General features: G+C 60.6%; 24 protein-coding genes. 17 read left to right on the top strand and 7 right to left on the bottom strand.

Going from position 1 to position 25,315, the window contains the following annotated elements; translation table 11 throughout:
* The first annotated feature begins 4 nt into the window (after nucleotides 1–4).
* The 5 genes from LB453_RS00435 to LB453_RS00415 are packed head-to-tail and all read left to right on the top strand — an operon-like array spanning nucleotide 5 to nucleotide 5,286.
* Nucleotides 5–1,045: a substrate-binding domain-containing protein gene (locus LB453_RS00435; RefSeq protein WP_103797042.1), complete on the top strand. Its 1,041-nt coding sequence runs from the start codon at nucleotides 5–7 to the stop codon at nucleotides 1,043–1,045.
* A gap of 16 nt (nucleotides 1,046–1,061) precedes the next feature.
* A complete protein-coding gene (locus tag LB453_RS00430; protein ID WP_103797041.1) occupies nucleotides 1,062–2,561 on the top strand; it encodes a sugar ABC transporter ATP-binding protein in 1,500 nt (499 codons plus the stop codon).
* 36 nt (nucleotides 2,562–2,597) lie between these two features.
* Complete coding sequence (locus tag LB453_RS00425) at nucleotides 2,598–3,569, top strand: ABC transporter permease (protein WP_199187356.1); 972 nt, start codon at nucleotides 2,598–2,600, stop codon at nucleotides 3,567–3,569.
* On the top strand, nucleotides 3,569–4,426 hold the full coding sequence (locus LB453_RS00420) for a MurR/RpiR family transcriptional regulator (RefSeq protein WP_103797040.1): 858 nt from the start codon (nucleotides 3,569–3,571) through the stop codon (nucleotides 4,424–4,426). Before LB453_RS00425 ends, LB453_RS00420 begins: the two co-directional genes overlap by 1 nt.
* A gap of 2 nt (nucleotides 4,427–4,428) precedes the next feature.
* Nucleotides 4,429–5,286: a PfkB family carbohydrate kinase gene (locus tag LB453_RS00415; RefSeq protein WP_103797039.1), complete on the top strand. Its 858-nt coding sequence runs from the start codon at nucleotides 4,429–4,431 to the stop codon at nucleotides 5,284–5,286.
* A 45-nt stretch (nucleotides 5,287–5,331) separates the two neighbouring features.
* On the opposite strand, the gene LB453_RS00410 is transcribed toward LB453_RS00415, so the two are convergent.
* Complete coding sequence (locus tag LB453_RS00410; RefSeq protein WP_103797038.1) at nucleotides 5,332–5,889, bottom strand: YbhB/YbcL family Raf kinase inhibitor-like protein; 558 nt, start codon at nucleotides 5,887–5,889, stop codon at nucleotides 5,332–5,334.
* A 189-nt stretch (nucleotides 5,890–6,078) separates the two neighbouring features.
* Here LB453_RS00410 and LB453_RS00405 point away from each other — a divergent pair, with 189 nt between their 5' ends.
* Both LB453_RS00405 and LB453_RS00400 read left to right on the top strand, forming a co-directional pair.
* Nucleotides 6,079–10,671, top strand: a complete 4,593-nt coding sequence (locus LB453_RS00405) for an ATP-dependent helicase (protein ID WP_103797037.1) — start codon at nucleotides 6,079–6,081, stop codon at nucleotides 10,669–10,671.
* Between the two features lie 89 nt (nucleotides 10,672–10,760).
* Complete coding sequence (locus LB453_RS00400; RefSeq protein WP_103797036.1) at nucleotides 10,761–11,828, top strand: SDR family oxidoreductase; 1,068 nt, start codon at nucleotides 10,761–10,763, stop codon at nucleotides 11,826–11,828.
* A gap of 35 nt (nucleotides 11,829–11,863) precedes the next feature.
* Here the strand turns inward: LB453_RS00400 and LB453_RS00395 are convergent, their stop codons facing one another.
* Nucleotides 11,864–12,898: an NADP-dependent oxidoreductase gene (locus LB453_RS00395; protein WP_224481403.1), complete on the bottom strand. Its 1,035-nt coding sequence runs from the start codon at nucleotides 12,896–12,898 to the stop codon at nucleotides 11,864–11,866.
* A 234-nt stretch (nucleotides 12,899–13,132) separates the two neighbouring features.
* On the opposite strand from LB453_RS00395, the gene fucO reads away from it, so the two are divergent.
* The 4 genes from fucO (at nucleotide 13,133) to LB453_RS00375 (ending at nucleotide 15,689) form a co-directional block, all read left to right on the top strand.
* Nucleotides 13,133–14,278 (top strand): lactaldehyde reductase, encoded by a 1,146-nt coding sequence (gene fucO, locus LB453_RS00390; protein WP_103797034.1) that lies wholly within the window; start codon nucleotides 13,133–13,135, stop codon nucleotides 14,276–14,278.
* A gap of 194 nt (nucleotides 14,279–14,472) precedes the next feature.
* On the top strand, nucleotides 14,473–14,985 hold the full coding sequence (locus LB453_RS00385) for a 5' nucleotidase, NT5C type (protein WP_103797033.1): 513 nt from the start codon (nucleotides 14,473–14,475) through the stop codon (nucleotides 14,983–14,985).
* Nucleotides 14,986–15,203: 218 nt separating this feature from the next.
* Complete coding sequence (locus LB453_RS00380) at nucleotides 15,204–15,377, top strand: GhoT/OrtT family toxin (RefSeq protein ID WP_103797032.1); 174 nt, start codon at nucleotides 15,204–15,206, stop codon at nucleotides 15,375–15,377.
* Between the two features lie 138 nt (nucleotides 15,378–15,515).
* The gene (locus LB453_RS00375) at nucleotides 15,516–15,689 is read left to right on the top strand and encodes a hypothetical protein (RefSeq protein ID WP_193390062.1); all 174 of its coding nucleotides are present in this window, start codon (nucleotides 15,516–15,518) and stop codon (nucleotides 15,687–15,689) included.
* A 94-nt stretch (nucleotides 15,690–15,783) separates the two neighbouring features.
* On the opposite strand, the gene LB453_RS00370 is transcribed toward LB453_RS00375, so the two are convergent.
* The 3 genes from LB453_RS00370 to LB453_RS00360 are packed head-to-tail and all read right to left on the bottom strand — an operon-like array spanning nucleotide 15,784 to nucleotide 17,787.
* Nucleotides 15,784–16,686, bottom strand: a complete 903-nt coding sequence (locus LB453_RS00370; protein WP_103797031.1) for a manganese catalase family protein — start codon at nucleotides 16,684–16,686, stop codon at nucleotides 15,784–15,786.
* A gap of 60 nt (nucleotides 16,687–16,746) precedes the next feature.
* The gene (locus LB453_RS00365) at nucleotides 16,747–17,253 is read right to left on the bottom strand and encodes a ferritin-like domain-containing protein (RefSeq protein WP_224481402.1); all 507 of its coding nucleotides are present in this window, start codon (nucleotides 17,251–17,253) and stop codon (nucleotides 16,747–16,749) included.
* Nucleotides 17,254–17,310: 57 nt separating this feature from the next.
* Complete coding sequence (locus LB453_RS00360) at nucleotides 17,311–17,787, bottom strand: ferritin-like domain-containing protein (protein ID WP_033749031.1); 477 nt, start codon at nucleotides 17,785–17,787, stop codon at nucleotides 17,311–17,313.
* A 458-nt stretch (nucleotides 17,788–18,245) separates the two neighbouring features.
* Between LB453_RS00360 and LB453_RS00355 the strand changes: the two genes are divergently transcribed.
* Nucleotides 18,246–19,433: a CynX/NimT family MFS transporter gene (locus LB453_RS00355; RefSeq protein ID WP_103797029.1), complete on the top strand. Its 1,188-nt coding sequence runs from the start codon at nucleotides 18,246–18,248 to the stop codon at nucleotides 19,431–19,433.
* A gap of 9 nt (nucleotides 19,434–19,442) precedes the next feature.
* Here LB453_RS00355 and LB453_RS00350 read toward each other — a convergent pair whose 3' ends face one another.
* Nucleotides 19,443–19,793: a cupin domain-containing protein gene (locus LB453_RS00350; RefSeq protein WP_103797028.1), complete on the bottom strand. Its 351-nt coding sequence runs from the start codon at nucleotides 19,791–19,793 to the stop codon at nucleotides 19,443–19,445.
* A gap of 113 nt (nucleotides 19,794–19,906) precedes the next feature.
* On the opposite strand from LB453_RS00350, the gene glsB reads away from it, so the two are divergent.
* The 5 genes from glsB to LB453_RS00325 all read left to right on the top strand — a co-directional run bounded on the left by glsB (nucleotide 19,907) and on the right by LB453_RS00325 (nucleotide 25,027).
* Entirely contained in the window at nucleotides 19,907–20,827 is a 921-nt protein-coding gene (gene glsB, locus LB453_RS00345; protein WP_103797027.1) for a glutaminase B, read from the top strand.
* 121 nt (nucleotides 20,828–20,948) lie between these two features.
* Nucleotides 20,949–21,368, top strand: coding sequence for a DUF2946 domain-containing protein (locus tag LB453_RS00340; protein ID WP_103797026.1), 420 nt, complete (start codon nucleotides 20,949–20,951; stop codon nucleotides 21,366–21,368).
* A gap of 75 nt (nucleotides 21,369–21,443) precedes the next feature.
* Nucleotides 21,444–23,171 carry a DUF2534 family protein gene (locus LB453_RS00335; RefSeq protein ID WP_103797025.1) on the top strand — a complete coding sequence of 576 codons (1,728 nt, stop codon included), beginning with the start codon at nucleotides 21,444–21,446 and terminating at the stop codon, nucleotides 23,169–23,171.
* Nucleotides 23,172–23,567: 396 nt separating this feature from the next.
* Entirely contained in the window at nucleotides 23,568–23,927 is a 360-nt protein-coding gene (locus LB453_RS00330) for a hypothetical protein (RefSeq protein WP_103797024.1), read from the top strand.
* A gap of 395 nt (nucleotides 23,928–24,322) precedes the next feature.
* Nucleotides 24,323–25,027: a pirin family protein gene (locus LB453_RS00325; RefSeq protein ID WP_103797023.1), complete on the top strand. Its 705-nt coding sequence runs from the start codon at nucleotides 24,323–24,325 to the stop codon at nucleotides 25,025–25,027.
* Nucleotides 25,028–25,060: 33 nt separating this feature from the next.
* Here LB453_RS00325 and LB453_RS00320 read toward each other — a convergent pair whose 3' ends face one another.
* The gene (locus tag LB453_RS00320; RefSeq protein WP_103797067.1) at nucleotides 25,061–25,273 is read right to left on the bottom strand and encodes a hypothetical protein; all 213 of its coding nucleotides are present in this window, start codon (nucleotides 25,271–25,273) and stop codon (nucleotides 25,061–25,063) included.
* Nucleotides 25,274–25,315 lie beyond the last annotated feature (42 nt).

Raw genomic sequence — 25,315 nt, 5'->3', positions numbered from 1 at the left:
TAAAATGAAAAAACTCTTACTCTCTGTACTCGCCTCTTCGCTGTTCTGCAGCAGCCTGTACGCCGCCGAGCTTACGCCGCTGCAGTCCGACACCGAGCCCGATCGCACCGACTGGACGCAGCTCGACAGCAAATATGGCGCGCTGCCGAAAGTTGACAGCAAGCTGAAGATTGGCGGCGTGTCGAAAACCCTGACCAATGAGTACTGGCGCTCCCTCGGCGAAGGCTACCAGAACGTTGCGAAAAAATATGGCTTCACCGTCGCCTATCAGGCCGCCGCCAACGAAGACGATCAGCTTGGCCAGCTCTCTATCGCTGAGACGCTTATTTCACAAGGGTTCAACGGGCTGCTGGTGTCGCCGCAAACCGACATCAACCTTGAACCCGCGCTGGAGAGCGCCAACGCCAAAAATATTCCGGTGGTCAACGTTAACGACGCGGTGATGCCGAACGCCCGCTATTACGTCGGCAACGTGCAGAAAGATAACGGCGTGCGCGTCGCCAAATGGTTTATTCAGCACTATCCGCAGGGCGGCAAGGTCGCGGTGATCGAAGGTCAGCCCGGCGTCTATGCCGCAGGCCAGCGCACGCGCGGCTTTAAAGAGACGCTACAGGTGAACGGCAAGTTCAACATCGTTGCCAGCGTGCCCGCCAACTGGAGCCGTGAACAGGCCTTTAACGCCGCGTCCACCATCCTGCAGCAGCATCCCGATCTTATCGGTTTCTATGCCAACAACGACACCATGGCGCTTGGCGTGGTAGAGGCGGTGCGCTCGCTGAACAAGGCCGACCAGACCAAAATTTTCGGCACCGACGGCATCTCCGACGCCTACGCTTCGATCAAGCGCGGCGAGCTGACCGGCACCGTCGACAGCTTCCCGGTGCTGACCGGCGAAGTAGCGATGGACGTTATGCTGCGGCTGATCAACGGTCAGAAACTGTCACGCGTGATTTCAACGCCGCAGGCGCTGATCACCAAAGAGAACGTCGAGGCGTTTTCCACCAAAGACAACAACAAGCTGCGCCAGCTGTTAGCCCAGCAATAACGCAGGCGGAGGGGATATGGAAGAGTTTCGCTTAACGATGCGCGGCATCAGCAAAACCTACGGTAGCGCCGCCGCTTTACAGAATGTCGACTTTTCCGTGAAGCCGGGTGAAGTACACGCGCTAATTGGCGAGAACGGCGCGGGTAAGTCAACGCTGCTCAATATCCTCTCCGGCGTGCGGCTGGCGGATAGCGGCGAAATCAGCGTGAACGGCACAGCGGTGCAGATGAAAAATCCGCTTAGCGCACGCCAGGCCGGCATCGCGATGATCCATCAGGAGCTACAGCACGTGCCGGAGCTCTCCGTGGCGCAGAATATGTTTCTTGGCAGGCCGATCACCCGCGCCGGCGGCCTGTGGGTCGACAAGCAGGCGCAGCTGGCGCGCGCGGCGCTGCTGCTCAAACAGCTCGATCCCACTATCGATCCCGCCGCGCCGATCAAAAGCCTCAAGGTCTCGCAGCAGCAGATCGTGGAAATCGCCCGCGCCCTGCTGGATGACGCCAAAGTTATCGCCATGGATGAGCCGACCTCAAGCCTGACGCCGCGCGAGTTCGATCGCCTCGCCGAGCTGATCGGCGACCTGAAAGCGATGGGCGTCTCGCTGATCTACGTCTCGCACAAGATGAATGAAATTTTCCGCGTCTGCGATCGCGCCACTATTATGCGCGACGGCCGCCAGGTCGGGGTGGTGAATATCTGTGACGAAAACGAAGAGAGCATCGTCGCCCGCATGGTCGGGCGCAAAATCGAGAAGCTTGCCCACAACGCCTGGGTGACCGATCGGGAGGTGCTGAGGGTAGAGAATCTGGCGCGCGGCAGTGAGATCTCCCCCGCCAGCTTCAGCGTGCGGGCCGGCGAAGTGTTAGGCATCGCCGGGCTGGTCGGCGCGGGACGCACCGAGCTGCTGAAGCTGATTGCCGGGCTGGACAAGCGCAGCGGCGGCAGCGTGTGGGTTAACGGGCAGCCGGTGCGCAACCACGACGTCAGCGCGGCGATCCGCGCCGGCATCGGCCTGGTGCCGGAGGACCGCAAAAAAGAGGGCATCATCAAAGCGCGCGCGGTGAAGATGAATATGGCGCTGCCTTCTCTGCGCCAGTTCACCCGCGCAGGCCTCGTCAGCACGGAGAAGCTGAACCGCGCGGCGCAGGAGGTGATGAGCGATTTGAAACTGCGTCCGCTCGATATTGAGAAAACCATTGGCACCCTGAGCGGCGGCAATCAGCAGAAAGTGATTATCGGACGCTGGGTCGCGGCGGACGCCAATGTCTTTTTATTTGATGAGCCGACGCGCGGCATCGATATCGGCGCCAAGTCGGAAATCTATAACCTGATTGAAAAGCTGGCGCAGGCCGGAAAAGCGATCGTCGTGGTGTCGTCGGAGATGACCGAAATTATCCGCATCTCCGACCGCGTGCTGGTGATGCGCGAAGGCAAAATCACCCGGGAATTAACGGGTGACGCCATTACCGAAGAGAACATCGCCCGCTACGCGATTAACGATCTGGAATCCGCTTAACGTTTCTCCCTGCTAAGTTTAAAAAAGGCCCTGACTATGATGACGCAACTTCCCCATCGCGCGACGACGCCGGTTTCGTCGCTGTTAAAGTTTAATCTGCGCGACGCAGGCACCTTAATCGGACTGCTGATAATTATTATTACCTTCTCATTTCTATCGCCGGTCTTTTTTTCCGTGCCGAACCTGCTGAATATTTTGCAGCAGTCGTCGATTAACGCCCTAATTGCGCTGGGCATGACGCTGGTGATTATTTCCGGCGGCATCGACCTCTCCGTTGGGCCGACGGCGGCGCTCTCGGCGGTGCTGGGCGCCACCCTGATGACCTCGGGCGTGCCGGTACCGCTGGCGATCTTCGCGACGCTGGGCATCGGCGCGCTGTGCGGCGTTTTCAGCGGTTCGCTGATCGCCTATGCGGGTCTTCAGCCCTTTATCGTTACGCTCGGCGGCCTGTCGCTGTTCCGCGCCATTGCGCTGATCTACACCGGCGGCAACCCGGTATTTGGCATTCCGCTGTCGTTTCGCAGCCTGATTAACAGCACGCTGTTCGGCATTCCGGGGCCGATTCTTATCGTCGCGGTTATCTCGCTGCTGCTGTGGGTGGTAATGAATAAAACGCCGCTGGGGGAATATATCCTCGCTATAGGCGGCAATGAAGAGGCGGCGCGCGTCGCGGGCGTGCCGGTCAAGCGCACCAAGGTCACTGTTTATGTGGTCTCCGGCGCGCTGGCGTCGCTGGCCGCGCTGATCCTGATTGGCCGTCTGGGCGCGGCCGAGCCGACCATCGGCAACCTCTGGGAGCTGGACGCTATCGCGGCGGCGGCGATCGGCGGCGCCTCGCTGATGGGCGGTAAAGGGAGCATCTTCGGCACCCTGATCGGCGTCATTATTCTCGGCGCGCTGCGTAACGGTCTGACGCTGCTTAATATTCAGGCTTTTTATCAATTGCTTGCCACCGGCCTGATTATTATCATAGCGATGTTGATCGACAGAGCGACCCGAGGCAATTGATGAAGCTAGATCCGCGAGCCATTGGCGCTCAAATCCGGATGCGCATTCCACAGCTGACGCCGCTTGAGCGGCGCGTGGTAGAAGCGATCCTTGCACGCACGGACATTAGCGAGCGCACCTCATTAAAAGAGATCGCGCAGGAAAATAATGTTTCCGAGGCGATGGTAGTCAAGATCGCTAAAAAGCTTAACTTCTCCGGATTCCGGGATTTCAGAAGCGGTTTAATTTATTACAACGAATCTGAAGTGGCCGGTCTGCACGCGGAAATTGAACCAGACGACTCGTCCGAACAATTACTGGCGAAGGTATTCAGAACCTCTATTCAGGCGATAGAAGAGACGATGTCGATTCTCGATATCTCTGAGTTTAATCGCGCGGCGGATATTATTTTTAAGGCGCGTCATATCGATCTCTATGCGGTCGGCGGATCAGCGACGGTGGCGCGCGATCTCTCGCACAAGATGCTGAAGATCGGCATCAAGTCCACCGCCTACGACGACGCCCATATTATGCTGATGTCCGCAGCAGTATTGTCTGACGACGACGTTGTTATCGCTATCAGCCATACCGGCTCCACGCGCGCCGTAAACGACCCGGTAAAACTGGCGGCGCGCAACGGCGCTAAGGTCATTGCTATCACCAACTACGCCGAGTCGCCCGTGGCGCGCAACGCGCATGTGGTGCTTAATTCAACCTCTCAGGGATCGCATCTGCTCGGAGAAAACGCCGCTTCGCGTATTGCGCAGCTAAATATTCTTGATGCCTTATTTGTGGCGATCGCCAAAAAAGACCTCAAGCGCGCGGAGCGGAATTTAATGAAAACTCAGCATGCGGTTCAGGATCTTCGGGAATTCTAACCATGAGTAAAATTGTCGTCGTCGGTAGCCTGCATTACGACATTATGCTGGACGCGCCCCATCGCCCGGAAAAAGGCGAGACGGTAATGGGCACCGCCTGCCGCTATAAATTTGGCGGTAAAGGCGGCAATCAGGCGCTGGCGGCCGCGCGTGCCGGCGCAGAGGTATATTTTATCGGCGCGGTGGGAGCGGACGAGCCGGGCCGGTTTCTGCTCTCCGCCCTGCAGGCGGGCGGCGTCAACATTGACGGCGTGCAGATGGTGGACGGCATCGCGTCGGGCATGAGCGTGGCGATCAGCGACGCGGAAGGCGACTACGGCGCGGTGGTGGTATCGGGGGCTAACCAGCATATCGCGCCAGACGCGCTGCGCGGCGAACCGCTGTGGCGCGACGCCGCGATGCTAATCCTGCAGAATGAAATCGCCGCCGAAACCACTCTTCTGGCGGCGACGGCGGCGCAGGCGCGCGGCATTCCCGTCTGCATCAATGCGGCACCCGCGCGGGAGCTGGAGCCGGCGCTGATTGCCTGTATCGATCTGCTGGTGGTTAACGCCGTAGAGGCGCGCGATATGTGCGGCGTCACGGTCGAGGATCTCGCCTCGGCCAGGGTCGCCGCCGAGACGCTCGCCCAGCGCTTTCGTCAGGTGGTGATAACCGCTGGCGAGCACGGCGTTGCCTTCTGCCAGCAGGGCGCGGCGGCCCTGAGCCAGCCCGCAGAAAAGATCCGGCTGGTCAGCACCCACGGCGCGGGCGACTGCTTTACCGGCGTGCTCTGTCACGCGCTGGCGGCACAGCAGAGTCTCGCCAGCGCTGTTCGCCTGGCCAACGCGGCGGCGGCGAAGCACGTCTCCGGCGGGTAAGCCCGCCCGGCGCGCAGGGCAAACCTGCCTGCGCGCCCTTCTCTGTTAACCCTGCGGATCGTTGCTAAACCGTCCCACCAGCGAGGCGGCGCCCAGCGCGTGGCCTTTCAGCTCCTTCACCAGCTCTTCATGGGTCAGGCCTGGCTTTAGCTGTTCAGGCGGTAAATCGGTAGCGATCACCACAAAGTTATAGTGATGTATACCGCTGCCGACCGGCGGGCACGGCCCATACCAGGCGGTGGTGCCTGGGGAATTTTTGCCGCCGGTGTAGCCTTTGCCCTGGGTGAGATCGCCCTGGGCGAAAGCGGTGGTAGTGGCGGGAATGTTGTAGGCCACCATATGGGTTACGCCGAGGCCTTTGCCGCCGACAGGATCGGTAACCAGCAGCGCGAAGCTCCTGGTGCCCTGCGGCGCGTCAGACCAGCTCAGCGCGGGCGAGACGTTGTCGCCGGTACAGGCGGGGCTGTTTTTGTTATTGCCGGCGAATGACTTCGATAAAAAGGCGTTATCCGTAAAATCCTGCGATTGCAGCGTAAAGAGCGGCGCGGCAGCGAAACTCGCCGCAGGCAGTGCCGCCAGCAGAAAGGCGCTTGCTAATCTCATAACCTCTGTCTCCGTTCAGGTGGCTGGAACCTAAGTATGGAAGGCGCAGCGGGAATCAGCACGGGAAAGTGATCCATCTCTGCGGCCAGGGGGTTAATCGCTGTAAGTCTGCCCTTTTTCACCACGCAACGCTTAGCGTCAGGGTCTACGCTTAGGCATTCCCTGCTAATACGGTGATTTCACTCTTTTATGTCCGCTAAGGCTGCTGCGCTCTCACGCTTCTCTCCTGCCACGCAACGCTGGTTCCAGCTCACCTTCGCCGCGCCCACGCCGGTGCAGTCGGCGGCCTGGGATGCCATCGCCAGCGGCAACCCTGCGCTGGTCATCGCCCCGACCGGATCGGGCAAAACCCTCGCGGCGTTTCTGCACGCCATCGATGCGCTGTTCCGCGAGCGCGAGGCGCAGGAGATACCGGATAAAGCCACGCGCACGCGCATTCTCTATATCTCGCCGGTAAAAGCGCTGGCGGCGGACGTGCAGCGCAATCTGCAGCTGCCGCTGGAGGGGGTTTACCAGCAGCGTCAGGCGCGCGGCGAAAAGGCGATTACGCTAACGGTCGGCATGCGTTCAGGCGATACCCCCGGCAACGAACGAGCAAGGCTTCAGCGCACGCCGCCCGATATCCTGATCACCACGCCGGAGTCGCTGTTTCTGATGCTGACGTCGCGCGCCCGCGAGGCGCTGCGCGGCGTGACGACGCTGATTCTGGATGAGGTACACGCGGTGGCGGGCAGCAAACGCGGCGCCCAGCTGGCGCTGAGCCTGGAGCGGCTGGATGCGCTGCTGCCGCAGCCGGCACAGCGCATCGGCCTCTCGGCTACGGTACGGCCAGTCGAGCGCGTCGCGCAGTTTCTCGGCGGCACGCAGGAGACCCTAATCGTTAACCCGCCCGCCTCGCGCGCGCTGGAGATGCGCATCGCCGTGCCGGTGGAGGATATGACCGATATCCCTGGCGGCACGGACGCCAGCGGTGCGCCCGACGCCGGCAGCGCGGCAGGCTCGCTCTGGCCCCATATCGAACAGCGCATTCTTGAGCTGGTACTGGCGCGCCGGGCCACCATCGTCTTTGCCAATTCTCGCGGGCTGGCGGAGAAGCTGACGGCGCGGCTTAACGAACGCTACGCCGCCCGCGTTGGCACTGAAGACGCGCTGGCGCAGCCCGCTCACGCCTGGGACTCTTTTAACGGTGGCACGGAGAAACGCAGCGACGGCGCAACGGCCGCCATCGCCCGCTCGCATCACGGCTCGGTCTCAAAAGAGCAGCGACGTGAAATCGAAGACGCCCTTAAGGCGGGCGAACTGCGCTGCGTCGTCGCCACCTCCAGCCTGGAGCTGGGCATCGATATGGGAACGGTCGATCTGGTGATCCAGGTCGGCGCGCCGCCCTCGGTCGCCAGCGCCCTGCAGCGCGTCGGCCGCGCCAGCCATCAGGTGGGCGGCGTCTCCAGCGGCATCGTCTTTCCGCGCACCCGGCGCGATCTGCTCGATGCCGCCGTGATTGTGCAGTGCATGCTAAGCGGCGAGCTGGAGCCGGTTACGCCGCCTCAGAATCCGCTCGACGTGCTGGCGCAGCAGACGGTGGCCGCCGTGGCGATGGATACCCTTTCGGTGGATGCGTGGTTCACCCTGGTGCGCCGCGCCGATCCCTTTCGCCACCTGCCGCGCAGCCTGTTTGACGCCACGCTGGATATGCTGGCAGGCAAATACCCCTCTGACGAGTTTGCTCAGTTTCGCCCGCGCCTGATATGGGATCGGGAAGCAAATCTGCTCTCCCCCCGCCCTGGCGCGCAGCATCTCGCCGTGACCAGCGGCGGCACCATTCCCGATCGCGGCGCCTTCAGCGTGATGCTGCCGGAGGGCGAAGAGCAGGCGGGATCGCGCCGGGTGGGCGAGCTGGATGAAGAGATGGTCTATGAATCGCGGATAAACGACATTATCACGCTCGGCGCCACCTCCTGGCGCATCCAGCAGATCACCCACGATCAGGTCGTGGTGGTGCCCGCCCCTGGCCGCTCGGCGCGCCTTCCCTTCTGGCGCGGCGACGGGCTGGGGCGATCGGCGCTGCTGGGCGAAAGCATCGGCCGCTTTCTGCGCACGCTGGAGGCAGAGCAAACAGCCGGCGAGGTTCGTCAAATAGCGGGGCTCGACGCCAGCGCGCAGCACAATCTTCAGGCGCTTGTTGCGGAGCAGCGCGAGGCGACCGGGCTGCTGCCAACCGACACCACCCTGCTGATTGAGCGCTGCCGCGATGAAACCGGCGACTGGCGCGTGATCCTCCATTCGCCGTGGGGCCAGCGCGTACATGCGCCCTGGGCGCTGGCGGTCGCGGAGCGCATACGTCGCAGGATGGGGCTGGATCCCGCTATCGTGGCGAGCGATGACGGCATCGTCGCGCGCTTTCCCGATATGGAGGGACGCGTGCCGGGTGCCGAGCTGTTTCAGTTCGACGCCGATGCCCTGCAGCGCGTGGTCGCCGAAGCCATCGGGCATTCAGCGCTGTTTGCCGCGCGCTTTCGCGAATGCGCGGCGCGCGCCCTGCTGCTGCCGCGCCGCAATCCCGGCAAGCGATCGCCGCTGTGGCAGCAGCGGCTGCGCGCCGGAGAGCTGCTGGCGGTGGCGCGCGACTATGCCGACTTCCCCGTATTGATTGAGACGGCGCGCGAGTGCCTGCAGGATGTGTACGATCTGCCTGCGCTGCATCAGCTGATGACGCGCATTCAGAACGGCAGCGTGCAGTTTGCCGAGGTGACCACCGAGGCGCCGTCGCCTTTCGCCGCCCCGCTGCTGTTCGGTTACGTAGCGGAATTTATCTACGCCACCGATGCGCCGCTGGCGGAACGGCGCGCCTCGCTGCTGGCGCTCGACAGCGGTCTGCTGAGCGAACTGCTCGGCCAGGTCGATATGCGCGAGCTGCTGGACGCCGGGGTGACGGCGCAGGTAGCGCAAGAGCTGCAGCGCCTCGCCGCGCGCTATAAAGCCAGCGACAAAGAGGGCGTCGCCGATCTGCTGCGCGAGCTGGGGCCGCTGAGCGCAGCGGCGCTGACCGCGCGCGTAGAGGGCGACGGGTCCGGGCGGGCGATCGCTGAGCTGACGGAGGCGCACCGCGCTATCGGCGTGACCATTGCCGGGGAACCGCGCTGGGCGGCGATTGAAGATGCCGCGCGTCTGCGTGACGCGCTGGGGGTCACGCTGCCGCCAGATATTCCCGCCGTTTTTTTACAGCCGGTGGCCGATCCGCTGCGCGATCTGATCGGCCGCTACGCCCGTACCCATACTCCCTTTACTACCGGTGAGCTGGCCCGTCATTTCGGGCTCGGCCCGGCGGTGGTCAGCGACACGCTGGAGCGCATGCGGGCGCAGGGCAAACTGCTTAAGGGCGATTTTGGCCTGCACGTTGAGCAGGAGGCCGCTGGCTGGGGCGACCAGTGGGTGGCCGAAGAGGTTTTTAAACGCCTGCGCATTCGCTCTCTGCAGGCGGCGCGCGAGGCGACGCGTCCCGTGCCGCCGGAAGCATGGGTATCGCTGCTGCTGGAACGGCAGGGGTTAACCGGCGAAACGCCGCAGTCGCCTGTCGCGCAGGGGAGTTACGAAGGGGTGAACGGCGTCGCGCGCGTGGTGGAGCAGCTGGCCGGACTGGCGCTGCCCGCTTCAGTCTGGCAGTCGCAGATCCTGCCGCCGCGCGTGCGCGACTATCAGCCCGCGATGCTGGACGAGCTGCTTTCAGCCGGCGAGGTGATCTGGGTGGGCGAACGTTCGCTCGGCCATAACGACGGCCTGGTCTCGCTGCACCTGCGCGAGTTCGCGGCGGAAACTCTGCTGCCGCTGCCACAGAGCAACGACGCGCTGCGCCTGACGCCGCTGCATGAGGCTATTCTGGCACGGCTGGATGAGGGCGGCGCATGGTTCGCGCACCAGATTGCCGCCGCGGTCGCCGTCGGGCAGCCCGTCGATGAGGCGCAGATCCAGAGCGCGCTGTGGGAGCTGGCGTGGGCCGGCTATGTCACCTCCGATACCTGGGCGGCGCTGCGCCAGCTCACCGGCATGGCGAACAGCGCGCGGGCAAAACCGACCCGTTCGCTGCGCACGCGGCGCGGCCGCATTAGCCTGCCGCTGGGCCGCCCCGCTACGCCTGCCCTGCCTGGACGCTGGTCGCGCCTTTCGCGTGCCGCCGCGCCGCCGGCTCAGCTCGCGCTGGCGATTGCCGAGAATATGCTCGACCGCTGGGGAGTAGTAACGCGCGGCGCGGCAATGGCGGAGCAGGTGCCGGGCGGTTTTCCGGCGCTGCAGCCGGTGATGCGCGGACTGGAGGATGCCGGACGGGTGCTGCGCGGCCGCTTTGTCGCCGGGCTGGGCGGCGCGCAGTTTGCAGAGAACGCCACGATTGAACGGCTGCGCATTATCGCCGAGCGCAGCGCACGCGAGCCGCTGGCGGTGGCGATCTCCGCCGTCGATCCCGCCTCTCCCTTTGGCGTTACGCTGCGCTGGCCAGCGCATAGCGCCGCCACCCGTCCGGTTCGGCGCAGCGGTGCGCTGGTGGTGATCTGTCACGGGCAGCTGGCGCTTTATCTGGCGCAGGGCGGTAAAGAGCTGCTGAGCTATGGCGAGCCAGGCTGGCACGCGGCGGCGGTTGCCGCCCTGGCGGTTGCGCTACGTCGGGAGAGAGCCTCTGGCTTTACGCTGGAGGTCATTGACGGCAAGCCCGCAGGCCAGTCGCCACTGATCGACGCCCTGCGCCGCGCCGGTTTTTCACGCGAGCCAAAAGGGTATGGCTGGTATGGATAAGGGAAGAATAGCGGCGCCATGCCAGGCTTAACTGCCGATCCCGGTCTACACTCCCCTTTTGTCTTGTTGTAAGACCCAAGGGAGAAAGCATGTCAAAGAGAGCACTTATCGCCGGGATCAGCGGCGTAATCGGCACCGCGACGGCGGAGCGTCTGCTGGCGGACGGCTGGGAAGTCTATGGACTGTCGCGCGGACGCACGCCGGTGCCGGAGGGCTGCCATGCCCTTACCGCCGATTTGACCTCGCCGGAGTCGGTCAAAGAGGCGCTGAAAGATCTCCAGCCTGACGCGCTTTTCTTCAGCGTCTGGGCGCGCCAGGAAACGGAAAAAGAGAATATTCGCGTCAACGGCGGAATGGTGCGCAACGTGATAGAGGCGCTGGGTGAGCGTCTTAACGGCAGCCATGTTGCGCTGGTAACCGGCCTGAAACACTATCTCGGTCCGTTTGACGCCTACGGTAAAGGCGCGGTGCCGATGACGCCGTTCCGTGAAGAGCAGGGTCGTCAGCCGGTCGATAACTTCTACTACGCGCAGGAAGATGAACTCTTCGCCGGCGCGGAAAAATATGGCTATCGCTGGAGCGTCCATCGCCCGCACACCATCATCGGTTTTGCGCTGGGCAACGCGATGAATATGGGACAGACGCTGGCGGTCTACGCCTCCCTGTGCAAGTTCCACAATCTGCCGTTTATCTTCCCCGGCTCGGCCGCGCAGTGGCACGGCGTGACCGACATGAGCAGCGCATCGCTGGTGGCGGAGCAGCTGGAGTGGGCCACCAGCGCCCCTGGCGCGCAGAATGAAGACTTCAACACCGTCAACGGCGACGTATTCCGCTGGAAGTGGATGTGGGGCGAGATTGCCAGCTACTTTGGCATAGAGGCGCAGCCGATGCCGGATGAAACGCAGCCGTTGGAGACGCGCATGGATGATGCGGAAGCGCAGTGGAAAGCGGTGGCGCAGCACTATCAGCTGCGCGAGGCGGATATTAACCGCCTGGTCTCCTGGTGGCATACCGACGCCGATCTGGGCCGCCCGATGGAGGTCTTTACCGATATGAGCAAAAGTCGCAAGGCGGGTTTTATCGGCTATCACAGCACGCGCGACGATCTCTTCGCGCTGTTCGATCGTCTGAAGCAGGAAAAGCTGATCCCGGCATAAAAAAAGGGTCCCGCCTGTGGGCGGGACCAGAATTCTTACTCTTCGTCCTGCGCCACGCGCACCACGGTTTTGCCGAAGTTTTTCCCCTCCAGCATGTCAAAAAACGCCGCCGGCGCATTCTGTAATCCGTCAATGATATGCTCGCGATAGCGGATTTCACCCTTCTCAACCCAGGGCTCCATCGCCTCAAGGAATTCGCCGTAGCGATGGCCATAATCATCGAAAATGATAAAGCCCTGCACGCGCAGGCGCTTCTTCAGAATATCGCCCATCAGCAGCGACAGGCGATCCGGGCCGTCCGGCAGATCGGTTGCGCTGTAGCCGGAAACCAGTCCGCATACCGGAATACGCGCTTTGGTATTCAGCAGCGGCAGCACCGCATCGAACACCTTACCGCCGACGTTTTCATAATAGATATCAATGCCGTCCGGGCAGGCCTGTTCCAGCTGCGCCGCCAGGTCATCCTGATGGTGATCCAGACAGAGGTCGAACCCCAGCACCTCAACGGCATGGCGGCATTTCTCTTCGCCGCCCGCGATGCCGACCACGCGGCAGCCTTTCTTCTTGCCGATCTGCCCTACCGTCGCGCCCACCGGCCCGGTCGCCGCCGCCACCACCAGGGTTTCGCCAGGCTGCGGCTCGCCGATATCAAGCAGACCCATATAGGCGGTAAAGCCCGGCATGCCCAGAACGCCCAGCGCCCAGGAGGGGTTAGCCAGATCGTTGCCCAGCTTCCTCACCTCGGATGCGGGCGCGACCGAATAGGCCTGCCAGCCGCCGCCTGACAGCACCCAGTCGCCGGCCTGGAAATCGGCATGGCGCGACTCGACGACGCGGCTGACGGTGCCGCCCACCATGACGTCGCCCAGCTTCACCGGTTCAGCATAGGATTTCGCGTCGCTCATCCGGCCGCGCATATAGGGATCGAGCGACAGGTAGATGGTACGCAGCAGCAGATCGCCCTCTTCCAGCGGAGGCAGGGGGATTTCGCCGAACTCGAAGTTCTCCTGTACCGGTTTACCGTGCGGGCGCGAGGCCAGTTTCCAGCCGTGATTTTGCGGTTTCGCCATCATTTCCTCCGTTGGTTAAAACCTTAATACTCCCATTGAGGCTAACAGAGGATGAGAAAGTTGCCTGGCAGGAATGGCTTTACCCGCCTCTGGAAAAAAGGCGTCGACGGCAGGCAACATCTAATCTATTGATTTTTATCAATTGTTCTCCGTCAGGAATGTGACGATTTCAACAGATCCCCTGGGCGGTTAAGCAGGAAGGTAGAGGGAATGTTGTTAAGCAAGGAGGGGAAAATGACCCAGCGAATGATTTTGAATGAGACTGCTTTTTTTGGTGCAGGCGCGATCCGCAACCTGCCTGATGAGGTCAGGCGACGCGGCCTGGCGAAGGCGCTGATCGTGAGCGATAAAGCGCTGGTCGCCGCTGGCGCGGTGAAGCGCGTAACCGATCTGATGGATGCGCATCAGCTTCACTGGGCGCTCTATGACGAGGTAGTGCCAAATCCCACCATCGCCGTGGTGCAGCGCGGCGTCGAGATATTTAAGCGGGCGGAGGCGGACTATCTTATTGCCATCGGCGGCGGCTCACCGCAGGATACCAGCAAAGCGATCGGCATTATTATCAACAACCCCGAGTTCGCGGACGTGCGCAGCCTTGAGGGCTTTGCCCCAACGCGTAATCCCTGCGTCACGCTGATCGCGATACCCACCACCGCCGGCACCGCGGCGGAAGTCACCATTAACTACGTTATTACCGATGAAGAGAAACGTCGTAAATTCGTCTGCATCGATCCGCATGATATTCCCAGGGTGGCGATCGTTGATGCAGAGATGATGGCCAGCATGCCGCCGTCGCTGAAAGCCGCGACCGGTATCGACGCGCTGACGCACGCCATTGAGGGTTATGTAACGCGTGGCGCATGGAAACTAACCGATATGCTGCATCTTGACGCGATTGAGATTATCAGCCAGTCACTGCGCGATGCGGTAGAGGGCGATATGCAGGCGCTGGAACAGATGGCGCTGGGTCAGTACGTCGCGGGCATGGGATTTTCCAATGTCGGGCTGGGCCTGGTACACGGCATGGCACATCCGTTAGGGGCCTTTTATAACGTGCCGCACGGCGTTGCCAATGCGATCCTGCTGCCCAGGGTCATGGCGTGGAATGCAGACTACACCGGTGAGAAATATCGCGCTATCGCGCGCGCGATGGGGGTAAAAACCGACACCCTGTCGCTGGCAGAGGCGCGCCAGGCGGCGGTCGAGGCGGTAAAACAGCTCTGCCGCGACGTCGGCATTCCGGCCTCGCTGCGTGACGTCGGCCTGAACCCCGATGATATTCCGGCGCTGGCCCAGGCGGCGCTGGACGATGTCTGCACCGGCGGCAACCCGCGCGAAGCAACGCTGGAGGATATTAAGGCGCTCTATCGGCAAGGTTAAGCCGCATGCCGCCTTTTGGGCGGCATTCTCCCCTCTTTTTTCCTCTTCTGGCGCACCTCACAGACATTGTCGAATTTACCCGCTTCAATTGCTGTTTTACTGGCCTGTTTGTCTGGCGTTTATCTTAGACTACAAGCGGAGCCGTGCGGCTGATATCCTAGCCCGTCTGGCATCAAGATTAACCAGGGGAAACCATGAAACGTATCGCCATTGAGATGGATGAAGTCATTATCGACTTGAACCACAAATTAAGCCCTGACGCTGCCTCACCTGAGGCGCAGACAGGTCCACTGGATGCAGCAAAACCACAGCAGTCGCGCCCGGCGCTGTTTCAGGAGATTGAAGAGCTGATCGGCGAAGAGAGTTTTTACGTCGGCCTGCCTCCATTGCCTGACGCGCAGCGCGTGATTGAACGTCTTTCACAGGAGTATGAAATTTTTATCACCACCGCGGCGGTGGAGTTCCCACGCTCGCTGGCGGCAAAACTCGAATGGCTGAAAGCCAATTTTCCGTTTATCAGCCCGATGAATATCATTTGCTGCAGCAGCAAAGGCATTCTCAACGCGGACTATCTGATCGATACCCGTCCGCAAAACCTCGCCCAGTTCACAGGGGAAGGCGTCCTGTTCAGCACGGCGCAAAACCAGCAGGAAACCGGCTACGCCCGCGTCGACAGCTGGCGCGATATTGAACAGCGCTTTCTCTGACTAAACTGACTTCGCCACGCGCTTCTGCGCGTGCAGCCCCCGCGCCAGAAGGATTCGGCGCGTTTTCTCAGCTCAATTTCAGCCTGAAATCGCTGGCATCCACTGCTTCTCCGAAGCCAAATCAATTTCTTTAATTTCCGATAAGGCTTTTTACTTGATCTGGATCACTATTTTCCGCATAGTGCGCAGCAAAACCACTATAACGATGCGGAGTAATGATGAGCCTCTATCAACATATGCTGGTGTTCTATGCGGTTATGGCTTCGATCGCCACGCTTATCACCTTTTTTATCGCAAAGGATAAGCTGTCGATTCGGGCGTTAAGCGCCTTTCTGGTCGGCGCTACCTGGCCGATGAGCTTTCCCGTCGCCCTGATGTTCGCCCTGTTCTGATCCCGTAAGCCGCCATGCGGCTTCATGCTGATTTTTCGACCTTTTCCTGCCGCCAGCTACACTTATCACTACGCCTCTGGTCACGCTGATGACCAACGACGTTTGTTTGCTTACTTTTTATCATCACAAGGAGCGGATATGCGTTTTGTTGCCTTTGCCCTGTTTATCACTCTGCTTAGCGCCTGTCGGTCAGGTCCCATGGCGCCGGAAAAACCGGTACCTTCCGCGGAAACGCGGCAGCAGACCTGTCAGCCTGGCACCACCGCCAGTCAGAACGACTGCGGCCATTTTCCTGAACCGGAATTTCACTAATCAGTCAGCGCGCAGCCCGCGTTAAGCCAGTGCGGTCGCATTTAGGAGAGGGGGATATCGCGTCAGTCAGCAGTTTGACTGACGCGAGAGGCGGTTACGAGCGGGGTTTATCCGAGATCTGATTGGCTTCGCCCAGCGTCGAGCCAAGTTCAGCACCCGTGGTAGGGTTCAGGCTGGGATCGGAGGCGGTGCGGCTGGCCATATTAGCCAGGTCGGTCGCCTGATCGGACGGCAGGGTCACTGACGCGCTGCCGTCGCCGCCGTCAACGGCCGGCGCCGGATCGGCCACAAACTCAAAGTTCTCGTCAGAGTTCCAGCTGCCGCGCATATCACCTTCGCCTGACGACATGTTGTAGTAGACGTTGGAATATTGCTCAATCGGCGGCAGTTTACCCGGCGGGAAGTTATTGCGAATCGAGTAAAGCGCTTTTTCAAACGAGATCTGGTGCGCCACTTCACGCGTCATCAAAAAGCCCAGCGCATCTTTAACGCCGACGTCGTCGGTCATATTGATCAGTCGCTCATAGAGGATTTTCGCGCGTGCCTCGGCGGCAATATTCGAACGCAGGTCGGCGGTGACTTCGCCGATGGTATCGACATAGGCCGCAGTCCAGGGTACGCCAGCTGAGTTGGTGAGCGGCGGCCCACCGCCGTAAAGCAGCGAGGTCAAATGGCTGTCGTTGCCGGCACCGGTTATGTTGCGATAAATTTCGCCCTCTTCCTCTGTGCCTTCAGCCAGCTGACCTTTCGCGCCTTTGTTCAGCATCCCTACCAGCGAACCGATAATTTCCAGGTGGCTCAGCTCTTCCGTGGCGATATCCATCAGCATATCTTTACGGCCCGGATCGTCATCGCCCAGTCCCTGGGTAAAGTAGCGACATGCCGCGGCGAGTTCGCCCTGAGGACCGCCAAACTGCTCCAGCAGCAGATTAGCCAGTCCAGGATTGGGCTTTTCAACACGGACCGTATACTGCAGTTTCTTTACGTGTCTGAACATTGCTCATTCCTTTCAAGTTGAATTTAAGCTCTCTTTGCAGAGAGCCTGGCCGTGGCGTTATTATTTTTTCGCTTCAACGCCTTCAGCCGCATCGCGCGTCATAAACTGCTGCGTTACGTCCGGCAGATGCGTCAGGCACCACTCCGCCATCGCAATCTCCTGCTCACGAATCTGTTCGAAGATACGCACGCCTTCGTGGTCGCCCACCAGCTCCGCCGCAGCGATTAACGAGGTGTAGTTGGCGATCTCAAACTGCTCAAAGACATAGCCGCTGATTGCACCCTTCACCACTTCGTCGTCGGCAAACATGCCGCCCATCGCCTGACCCATCGCGGAGAGTTTGCCCAGCGCATCTTTAAAGGCTGAGTTGGAGGTATCATTACGATCGATCACCGACTGTAATAAGCTCTGCTGCTGACGCGTTTCTTCAATATGTTGCTGAATGCGCGCTTTTAAATCAGGATAATGTTCGAGACGAGCGGCCATTTTTTCCAGCATGCTTTCCGACTGCTTTTCCATAGCGTGCGCATCTTTCAGCCAGGCCAGATAATTCTCTTGATGTGACATAATTCACCTCTTTAAAAACGTTAGCGCTGCGAAAATAAATCGTCTACCAGGGGGTAATTAACTGGTTTTCTCAGCAATTACATTCAGCTTTTCATCTGTGGCTTTTTCTTCCTGCAGCGTTTCGGCCAGTAATTTTGCCGCTTCGTCAAAGCCTAATCTTTTTGCCATTGCAGTAAGCGTGCCGTAGGTAGCAATTTCGTAGTGTTCAACTTTCTGGGCGGCGCCAATTAAGCCAGCGTCGCGCACCGGACCGGCTTCAACGGAGTCGATAATCTCCTGAGCCTCTTCCACCAGGCCCTCCAGCGCATGACACTTCATACGGCGGATGCGCAGTTCTTCAGTCTTTTCAACAATTTGGTCCAGACGTTCAATTTGTCCGCGCGTCTCTTCAAGGTGGGCTTCAAACGCCGCTTTCAGCGAGGCGTCAGTGGCTGCGCGTGCCATTTTTGGCAGCGCACGCGTAATCTGTTTTTCTGCGCTGTAAACATCAGAAAGGTCATGAATAAAAAGATCCACCAGTGTTTTAATCGCCATTACAAGTTCCTCTTATCAAATCAGGTGATTGCTTTCCTGGCCAGGACGCTACAGAAATTAATAATAGTTGCTAAGCACAATTGCGCAAATTTAATAAAAGCGAAGCGTGGCGTAAAAATGGGTTGATTACTAAGGAATATTCTTATTTTTGTCTGAGATGCCGCTTCAGTTAAATAGCGAACAGGTGGCGCCCGCTATTTGAAAAACACCTTTTGATTATCGCTCCGCTTATTTAGCACGGGTAGCATCTGACAACCCAGAATAAGTCAGCGCTTTTATTATCATTTTGTCTGGTATTGTTCAGCAATATATAAGCGGGGCGGCGGCGGTTCAGCTTTACAGCAACGGCAGCAGCCTTTAAAGTAGCGCCCAGACATCGGGACCAGCGCCTGATGCGTAAGCGTTAACGTCAACCAACGCACCACAGCGGCTCTGCCGTGCTTTGTGATGCGGATTTCATGACTCTTCTACGGGCTTCCCGTCTTACCCAACCTGGTTTTTTCCTGCTGGTGTTACTGCTGACCGCGGCTAACCTGCGCGCGCCCATTACCGCTGTCGGCCCGGTGCTGGAGAACATTCGCCACGCCTTCGGCCTGAGCGCCGCCGCCGCGGGCTTTTTCAACTTTATTCCGCTGATGATGTTCGCCGCGCTGGCGCCGTTCGCCGCCATGCTGGGCAATCGCTTCGGTCTGGAGCGCAGCCTCTGGGCGGCGCTGCTGCTGATTACGCTGGGTTCAATCCTGCGCTGGCTGCCGGCCGAGGCTGCCCTCTGGAGCGGCACGGCGCTGCTCAGCGCGGGGATCGCCGCCGCCAACGTGCTGCTGCCGCCGCTTATTAAACGCGACTTTACCCAGCATACCGCGAAATATATCGGGCTCTATGCCGCGACCATGTCGCTGACCGCCAGTCTGGCGTCGGGGATCGCCGTGCCGCTTGCTGCCCTGTCCGAGGCGGACTGGCGGCTGTCGCTCGGCGTCTGGGCGCTGCCGGGGGTTGTCGCGCTGCTCGCCTGGCTGCCGCTGCTGCGGACGCCGCGCGCAGCAGGCCCGTCAGGCGCGCCCTCTTCCCTCTCCGCGGGCGTCACGCCCTGGCGATCGATCATCGGCTGGCAGGTTTCGCTGTTTATGGCGCTGCAGTCGCTGGCGTTTTACACCCTGATCGACTGGTTTACGCCCTACGCGCAGAGCACTGGCTACACTCAGGCGGAAGCAGGCTGGCTGCTGTTTCTCTACCAGGCGGTGGCCATTGTTGCCAACCTCGGCTGTATGGTGGCGCTCAAACGGCTGCGCGACGCGCGCCTGACCGCCCTGGTCTCTTCCGCCGCTATTTTCTGCGGCATGCTCGGCCTGCTGCTGCTGCCGCAGCTGGCGGCGCTGTGGCTCGTTATCGCCGGGTCAGGCGCGGGCGCCTCGCTGGTGCTCTGTCTGTCGCTGTTCAACCTGCGCGCCCGCGATCACCGTCAGGCGTCGCAGCTTTCCGGGATGGCGCAGTGCGTAGGCTATGCGCTGGCGGCGCTCGGCCCGCTCGCTTTCGGCATTTTGCACCAGCAGAGCGGCGGCTGGACGCTGCCGCTCACCCTGCTGGCGGTGCTGAGCTTTGCGCAGATGCTGCTGGCGCCGCTGGCCGGCAGCAGCAGACAGATATGAGCTAAGCCATCAATCCTCTCTCTCTGGCGGCAGCGCGTAATGGACCGCCAGCCAGATCGTCGGTTCATCGCGGCTGGTCCAGTTCACGCGATGGCGCGTCTGCGCGGGCAGATGGATGAAATCGCCCGCGCGCAGCACCCGCTCTTCGGCTTCATGCTCCAGCTGCACGCCCGCCGCGCCCTGCACCACCAGCACCCATTCGCCCTGCGGCTGGCAATACCAGAAGCCGGGCGGGCTCGCCTGTCCGGTCGAGATAATCCGTTCGATGCAAAGATCGGGTCGGCGCAGCAGCGCCTCAAAGGTCTCTTGTTCGCCGCGCTCGGCGGCCTGCGGGAAAGCGTCAAACAGACTGGTTAACATAGCGGCCTCGGGGTCGCGGTGAGAGTTCACATATTTTACACGCGCTGCATTGATTCAGCGGCGACTCGCGTTCATTATCCGGCGCCAGACGCCTCAGAAAAGGAGATTCACTCGTGACCGAACTCAGCAACGCGCTACTGGAAGAGATTCTGGAGCAGGTGCGCCCGCTTACCGCGCGCGGCAGCGTCGCCAGCTATATTCCCGCGCTGGCCGAAGCGCCCGCGCATGCGCTCGGCATCGCCGTGGCGACGCCGGACGGTCAGTACTGGCAGGCAGGCGACGCGCAGGAGCGCTTCTCTATCCAGTCCATCTCTAAAGTGCTGTCGCTAAGCGTAGCGCTCACCCGCTACTCCGATGATGAAATCTGGCAGCGCGTCGGCAAAGAGCCCTCTGGCCAGCCGTTTAACTCGCTGGTACAGCTGGAGCTGGAGCACGGCAAGCCGCGCAATCCCTTTATCAACGCCGGGGCGCTGGTGATATGCGATATGCTGGAAACGCGCCTGACCGCGCCGCGCCAGCGCATGCTGGAGATTGTGCGTCAGCTGAGCGGCCAGCCCGATATTCATTACGATCGCCACGTCGCCCGCTCCGAGTATGAGCACTCGGCGCGCAACGCCGCTATCGCCTGGCTGATGAAGTCGTTCGGCAATTTTCATAACGACGTCAGCAAGGTGATGCAGACCTACTTCCACTACTGCTCGCTGTCGATGAACTGCGTCGAGCTGGCGCGCAGCTTTGTCTATCTGGCAAACCAGGGCAAAACGGCCGACGGCGCGCAGATTATCACCCCGCGTCAGGCGAGACAGATTAACGCGCTGATGATCACCAGCGGCATGTATGACGGCGCGGGCGAGTTCGCCTGGCGCGTCGGCATGCCAGCGAAGTCGGGCGTCGGCGGCGGCATCATCGCCATTATTCCCAGTAAAATGAGCATTGCGGTCTGGTCGCCGGGCCTGGACGCCATCGGCAATTCGCTGGCGGGCACCGCTGCGCTGGAGCTGCTCAGCGAGCGTCTCGGCAGCTCTGTTTTCTAGCGGGTACGGCGTGGTGCTCAGACGATACAGGCAAAGCCTAAGAATTTTTACGGAATTAGCCCCGTTTATCGCCGTAACGCGGTAAAATAGCGCCTGACGTTTACCAGCCAGTGATGTTTTGATGACCTTTTTCACCCCGTTGCAACAGCGACTCAGCGCCTGCCTGGCTATCCTGGCGGTGCTTCTGCTGTTTGTCGCGCCCGTGGTGTCGAAGGATCTGATGGCGCGCCATGCTGGCGCAATGGCCGCTCCGATGATGCCGATGCCGCACGGCGCCGAAGCCATGCCGATGATGCATCATATGGACGACGCCATGATGCCCCCGGGTCATATGATGGCGGGGGAAGAGGGTATCGCCTGCGGCTACTGCGAGCTGCTGGTGCATGTGCCGCTGATGATCTGGGCTGCGGTTCCCCTTCTCTGGCTGATGATGCTGATCTCCCGCGCGCCGCCGCCGACGCAGCGCGCGGACCCGCCGCCGTGCCGACGCCAACGCCGCGTCTACCGGCCTCGCGCCCCGCCTTCCCGCTGCGCTTTTTAATCAGAATACCTGCCTTTCCGCCCTGTAAAGCGACGGAAACGGGTTCGTCTTTAACTGAATAAAAATGGATGTGCTATGTCATCACTTCGGGAAACGGCGCCGCCGCGCGGCGCGTTATTCAATTTTTTACGCCGCCTGCACTTTTACATCGGGCTGTTTATCGCTCCCTTTATCTTTATTGCTGCGCTGACCGGCACCCTCTACGTGCTGACGCCGCAGATTGAGAATGTGCTTTACGCTTCAGCGCTCACCACCGAGCCGCAGGGAACGGCGCAGCCGCTTTCGGCCCAGGTCGCCGCGGCGCGGCGTCATATCGGCGAGGCGGCGCAGGTTTATGCGGTGCGGCCGGCCCCTGGCGCGCAGGATACGACCCGCGTGCAGTTCAGCCAGAGCGATCTCGGTCCGTCTGAGTCGCGCTCGGTGTTTATCGATCCCTATACCCTGCAGGTTAAGGGCGATATGACGGTTTACGGCACCAGCGGCGTGCTGCCGCTGCGCATGTGGCTGGATCAGCTGCATCGCGGTCTGCTGCTGGGCGACGCTGGCCGCCTCTACAGCGAACTGGCTGCCTCCTGGCTTTGGGTCGCCGCCCTCGGCGGTCTGGTGCTGTGGCTCGGCACGCGTCCGCGCAGAAAGGTGAAAAAGCCCACGTCGGGCTTCGCCTTCGCCCGCCACTGGCATATTACCCTTGGCCTGGCGCTGTCGCTCGGCCTGCTGTTCTTTTCGGTCACCGGCCTGACCTGGTCGCAGTGGGCAGGCGGCAACATTGATAAAATGCGCAGCGAGCTGGGCTGGATGACGCCGCAGGTGCGCACCGCACTGGACGCCAGCGCGCCCGCCGCCAGCGCCGATCCCCATGCCGACCATCACGCAATGCCGCAGATGGACGGCATGGATATGAGCGGTATGGCGATGCCAGCCAAACCGGCTCACGCCGTGAATGTCCGGGACGCTGACTGGGACAGCGTGCTTAACGCCGCACGCCGCGCCGATATTCACGCCGCAAAACTGGAGCTGCGCCAGCCGAAAGCGGACGGCCAGGCCTGGACGGTCAGCGAGATCGATCGCAGCTGGCCGAGTCAGGTTGATGCCGTTTCGGTGGATCCGGCGACGTTTGCTATCGTCGACCGCGTTGAGTTCGCGCACTTTCCGCTGGTGGCGAAGCTGACCCGCTGGGGCGTTGACGCCCATATGGGCGTGCTGTTTGGCTGGCCCAATCAGCTGCTGCTGGCCTTTTTTGGCTTTGGCCTGTGCGCCACCATCGCGTTCGGCTACCGCATGTGGTGGATCCGTCGTCCGGCGCTGCCGGTGCAGAACCCGGCGCAAACGCTGGTTATCGCCTGGCTGGCGATGCCGCGCTACGCGCAGGCCGTCTCACTGATGGTCGCGCTGGCGCTGGGCTGGGCGCTGCCGGTAATGGGCGCCAGCCTGCTGGCGTTTGTCGCGCTCGATCTGCTGCGCTGGCGCAGGGCGCAGCGCGCCGCCATGCCGCAGCCGGAAGCGCCGCTGGATCAGCAGTCGCCGTTGGGCATCGTGCGCGGACGCTTCGCTGAAAAGCGGAAAGAGATGCGTTATTTCCTGCGCAGCGTGGTGATTCTGTGGCTGATTGTCGGCACGGTAATGGGCAAGGCCATTATCAGCGGCGTGATCGATCAGTATCAGATCGCCTTTAGCGACTGGTCGCTGCTGATGTATGTCACCCAGGGGTTGATGGTGATCCTCTATACCTCGGTCTTTACCGGCCTGATGTCGATTCCGCTGTGGTATTTCTTCCTCGGCGAGAGCAGTGATAGCGGGGATTAAAACCCGTTAATCAAGGATGATTTCTGATTAAAAAAGTCGCTGCGTATAAAGCAACAAGTCTGGTCGCCCTTTCAGACCACAAAAACCGCGCCGAAAGCCCATTTTGCTTCCGTGCGCGGTCTCCTTTTACCCCTGCCTGCCATTAACAGATACAGATGTCCGGGGATATTCCCTCTGCACCAGCACAATCTGGTACCGGGAGTCTTCCCCAGGAATCCAGCAGGCGGCGCCAGCCTCTTACTCCATCAGTTTTGCCAAAACAGGCCTGACAGATCGCATCCGGTCGTTCGCTATCTCAGGTTGTCTGTTTCGCCATCAGTTAAATAGCCGGTATGACCGAACTCAATGAAAGGTGCCTGACGGAATGCCATAAAGCCGGAAAAAAAGGACACCCAGATGAAATATGCTTTGCTCTCACTTTTTCTTATATTGGCTTCCACAAAGGTACAGGCTCTCTCCCTCGATAATTCCGATATCAGACTGCTTTGTCCCGTGCGTGGACAGATTGAAGTCATCCTCCATCGTTATGAGCACACACAGGAATCATGGGGCACGGATCACTTTGAAACGGGTGGCGGGCACGCGCGAAAAGGGTCTCTTTTGCTATTTCAGTTCGCAAATATGGATGAAATGATTTTCAATCATAAAACTGGAAATTTTTATTACTGGTATGAAGACCATCAGCGGCTGGTCAGTTGTCGGTTATTAAGTTTAAAAAATCTCTATCCCGTCGATATTCCCTATTATCGTGAATAGACGGCATATCACAGGCGTTACCGCCTGAAAAACTTTCCTCACTGCCCGGCAGGCTTTATGCCTGGCAACATGGAAAGCGCTTTGCTAAAAGGGCACACGTCACCCTCCATAACAGATAAGTACACAGCGGGCAGAGGTAAAGAGTGGTTTGATGCTTAGCGCGAATGCAGAATAACGTTGCTGTACCACCGTTAAGCCTCTGAATTTTGATTGATTAAATAGCTGGTGACTTACCCGGCGAGAGCGACGAACAGGGTAAGTAAAGGCGCAGGCTGCCCGCCCGCCGTGGCGGGCGGCTTGTTCAAAAAAACTGAACTCTCTCAGCAATTCCCCCTCCTTCTCTTCTTTTCCAGCAGGTTTATTATCCCTCTGTAAGCTCATAACAGGAGAAGATGATGAACATTGTGCGTGCCCATCGCGGCCAGCTGTTTGAATATGGTCCCTTTACCATTCGCCGTCTTCGCCCCGGCGAACGCTTTGGGCCGCTGGCGATTGTCGATATGACAACGCTCAAGCTCGGCGCGCGCATTCCGATGCATGAGCATGTGAACGATGACATCCTCAGCTACGTCTGGCGCGGCTCGGTGCAGCATACCGACCCGCAGGGCGAGCGCACGCCGCTGTCGGCTAAACGGGTAATGGTGGTAAATGCGGGTGATGGTCTGCGGCATGAAGAGTCCGCGCCGCTGATTGAAGCTGAACTGTTGCAGGCGTTTATCCGCCCGGCGCGCGCCGGAGGCGAAGCGAAAACCCAGCTGCTGGAGCGCGCTGACGGCGTCGCCCATAACGCCTGGACATGGCTGGCGGGGCCGGAAGGCAGTGCCGCGCCGCTGACGCTGCGTCAGGCGGTGCATATCTACGACGTACGGCTGGAGCGCGGCAAAACGCTGGCGGTGCCCGCGCTGCCCGGCTTCGCGCCCTGGCTGGCGGTGCTGGACGGCGTGGTGAATCTGGAGGGACAGCGTCTGCATAAAGGGGACGTGGCCGGTGACGCCGACGCATTGCCAGAGGTAACCGCCGAGCGCGACGCCACGCTGATCTGTTTTCTGGTGGATGCGGAAGCGACCGGCGTGATGAGCGGAACCGTTAGCGGCAGTTGATAATAAGGGAAGGTGAACACCTTCCCTTTTTTATCAGGCGTGGTGACGGGCGCGCTGTAGTCGGTGCCGGAACTGACGTACCTCTTCGCGCGACCAGCAGCGTTCTCTGAACGCTACGTTTTGCAGCGGCGCCGGCAGTGGTACCCCATCCAGCGATCCGCGATTGCAGTAGGCACGCACCAGCCTCAGCGGAGAGACCCCCAGGTAGCGCGCAACATCAGACAGCGTCATCAATTCACTTTTCATACCCATCTCCTTTTGCGAGCGATTCACTGCATCTTCGATTCC

The organism is Pantoea agglomerans (assembly GCF_020149765.1).
GTDB lineage: Bacteria > Pseudomonadota > Gammaproteobacteria > Enterobacterales > Enterobacteriaceae > Pantoea > Pantoea alvi.
Note: the sequence above shows the minus strand (reverse complement) of the source record. Positions and strands in the feature narration are given on the sequence as shown.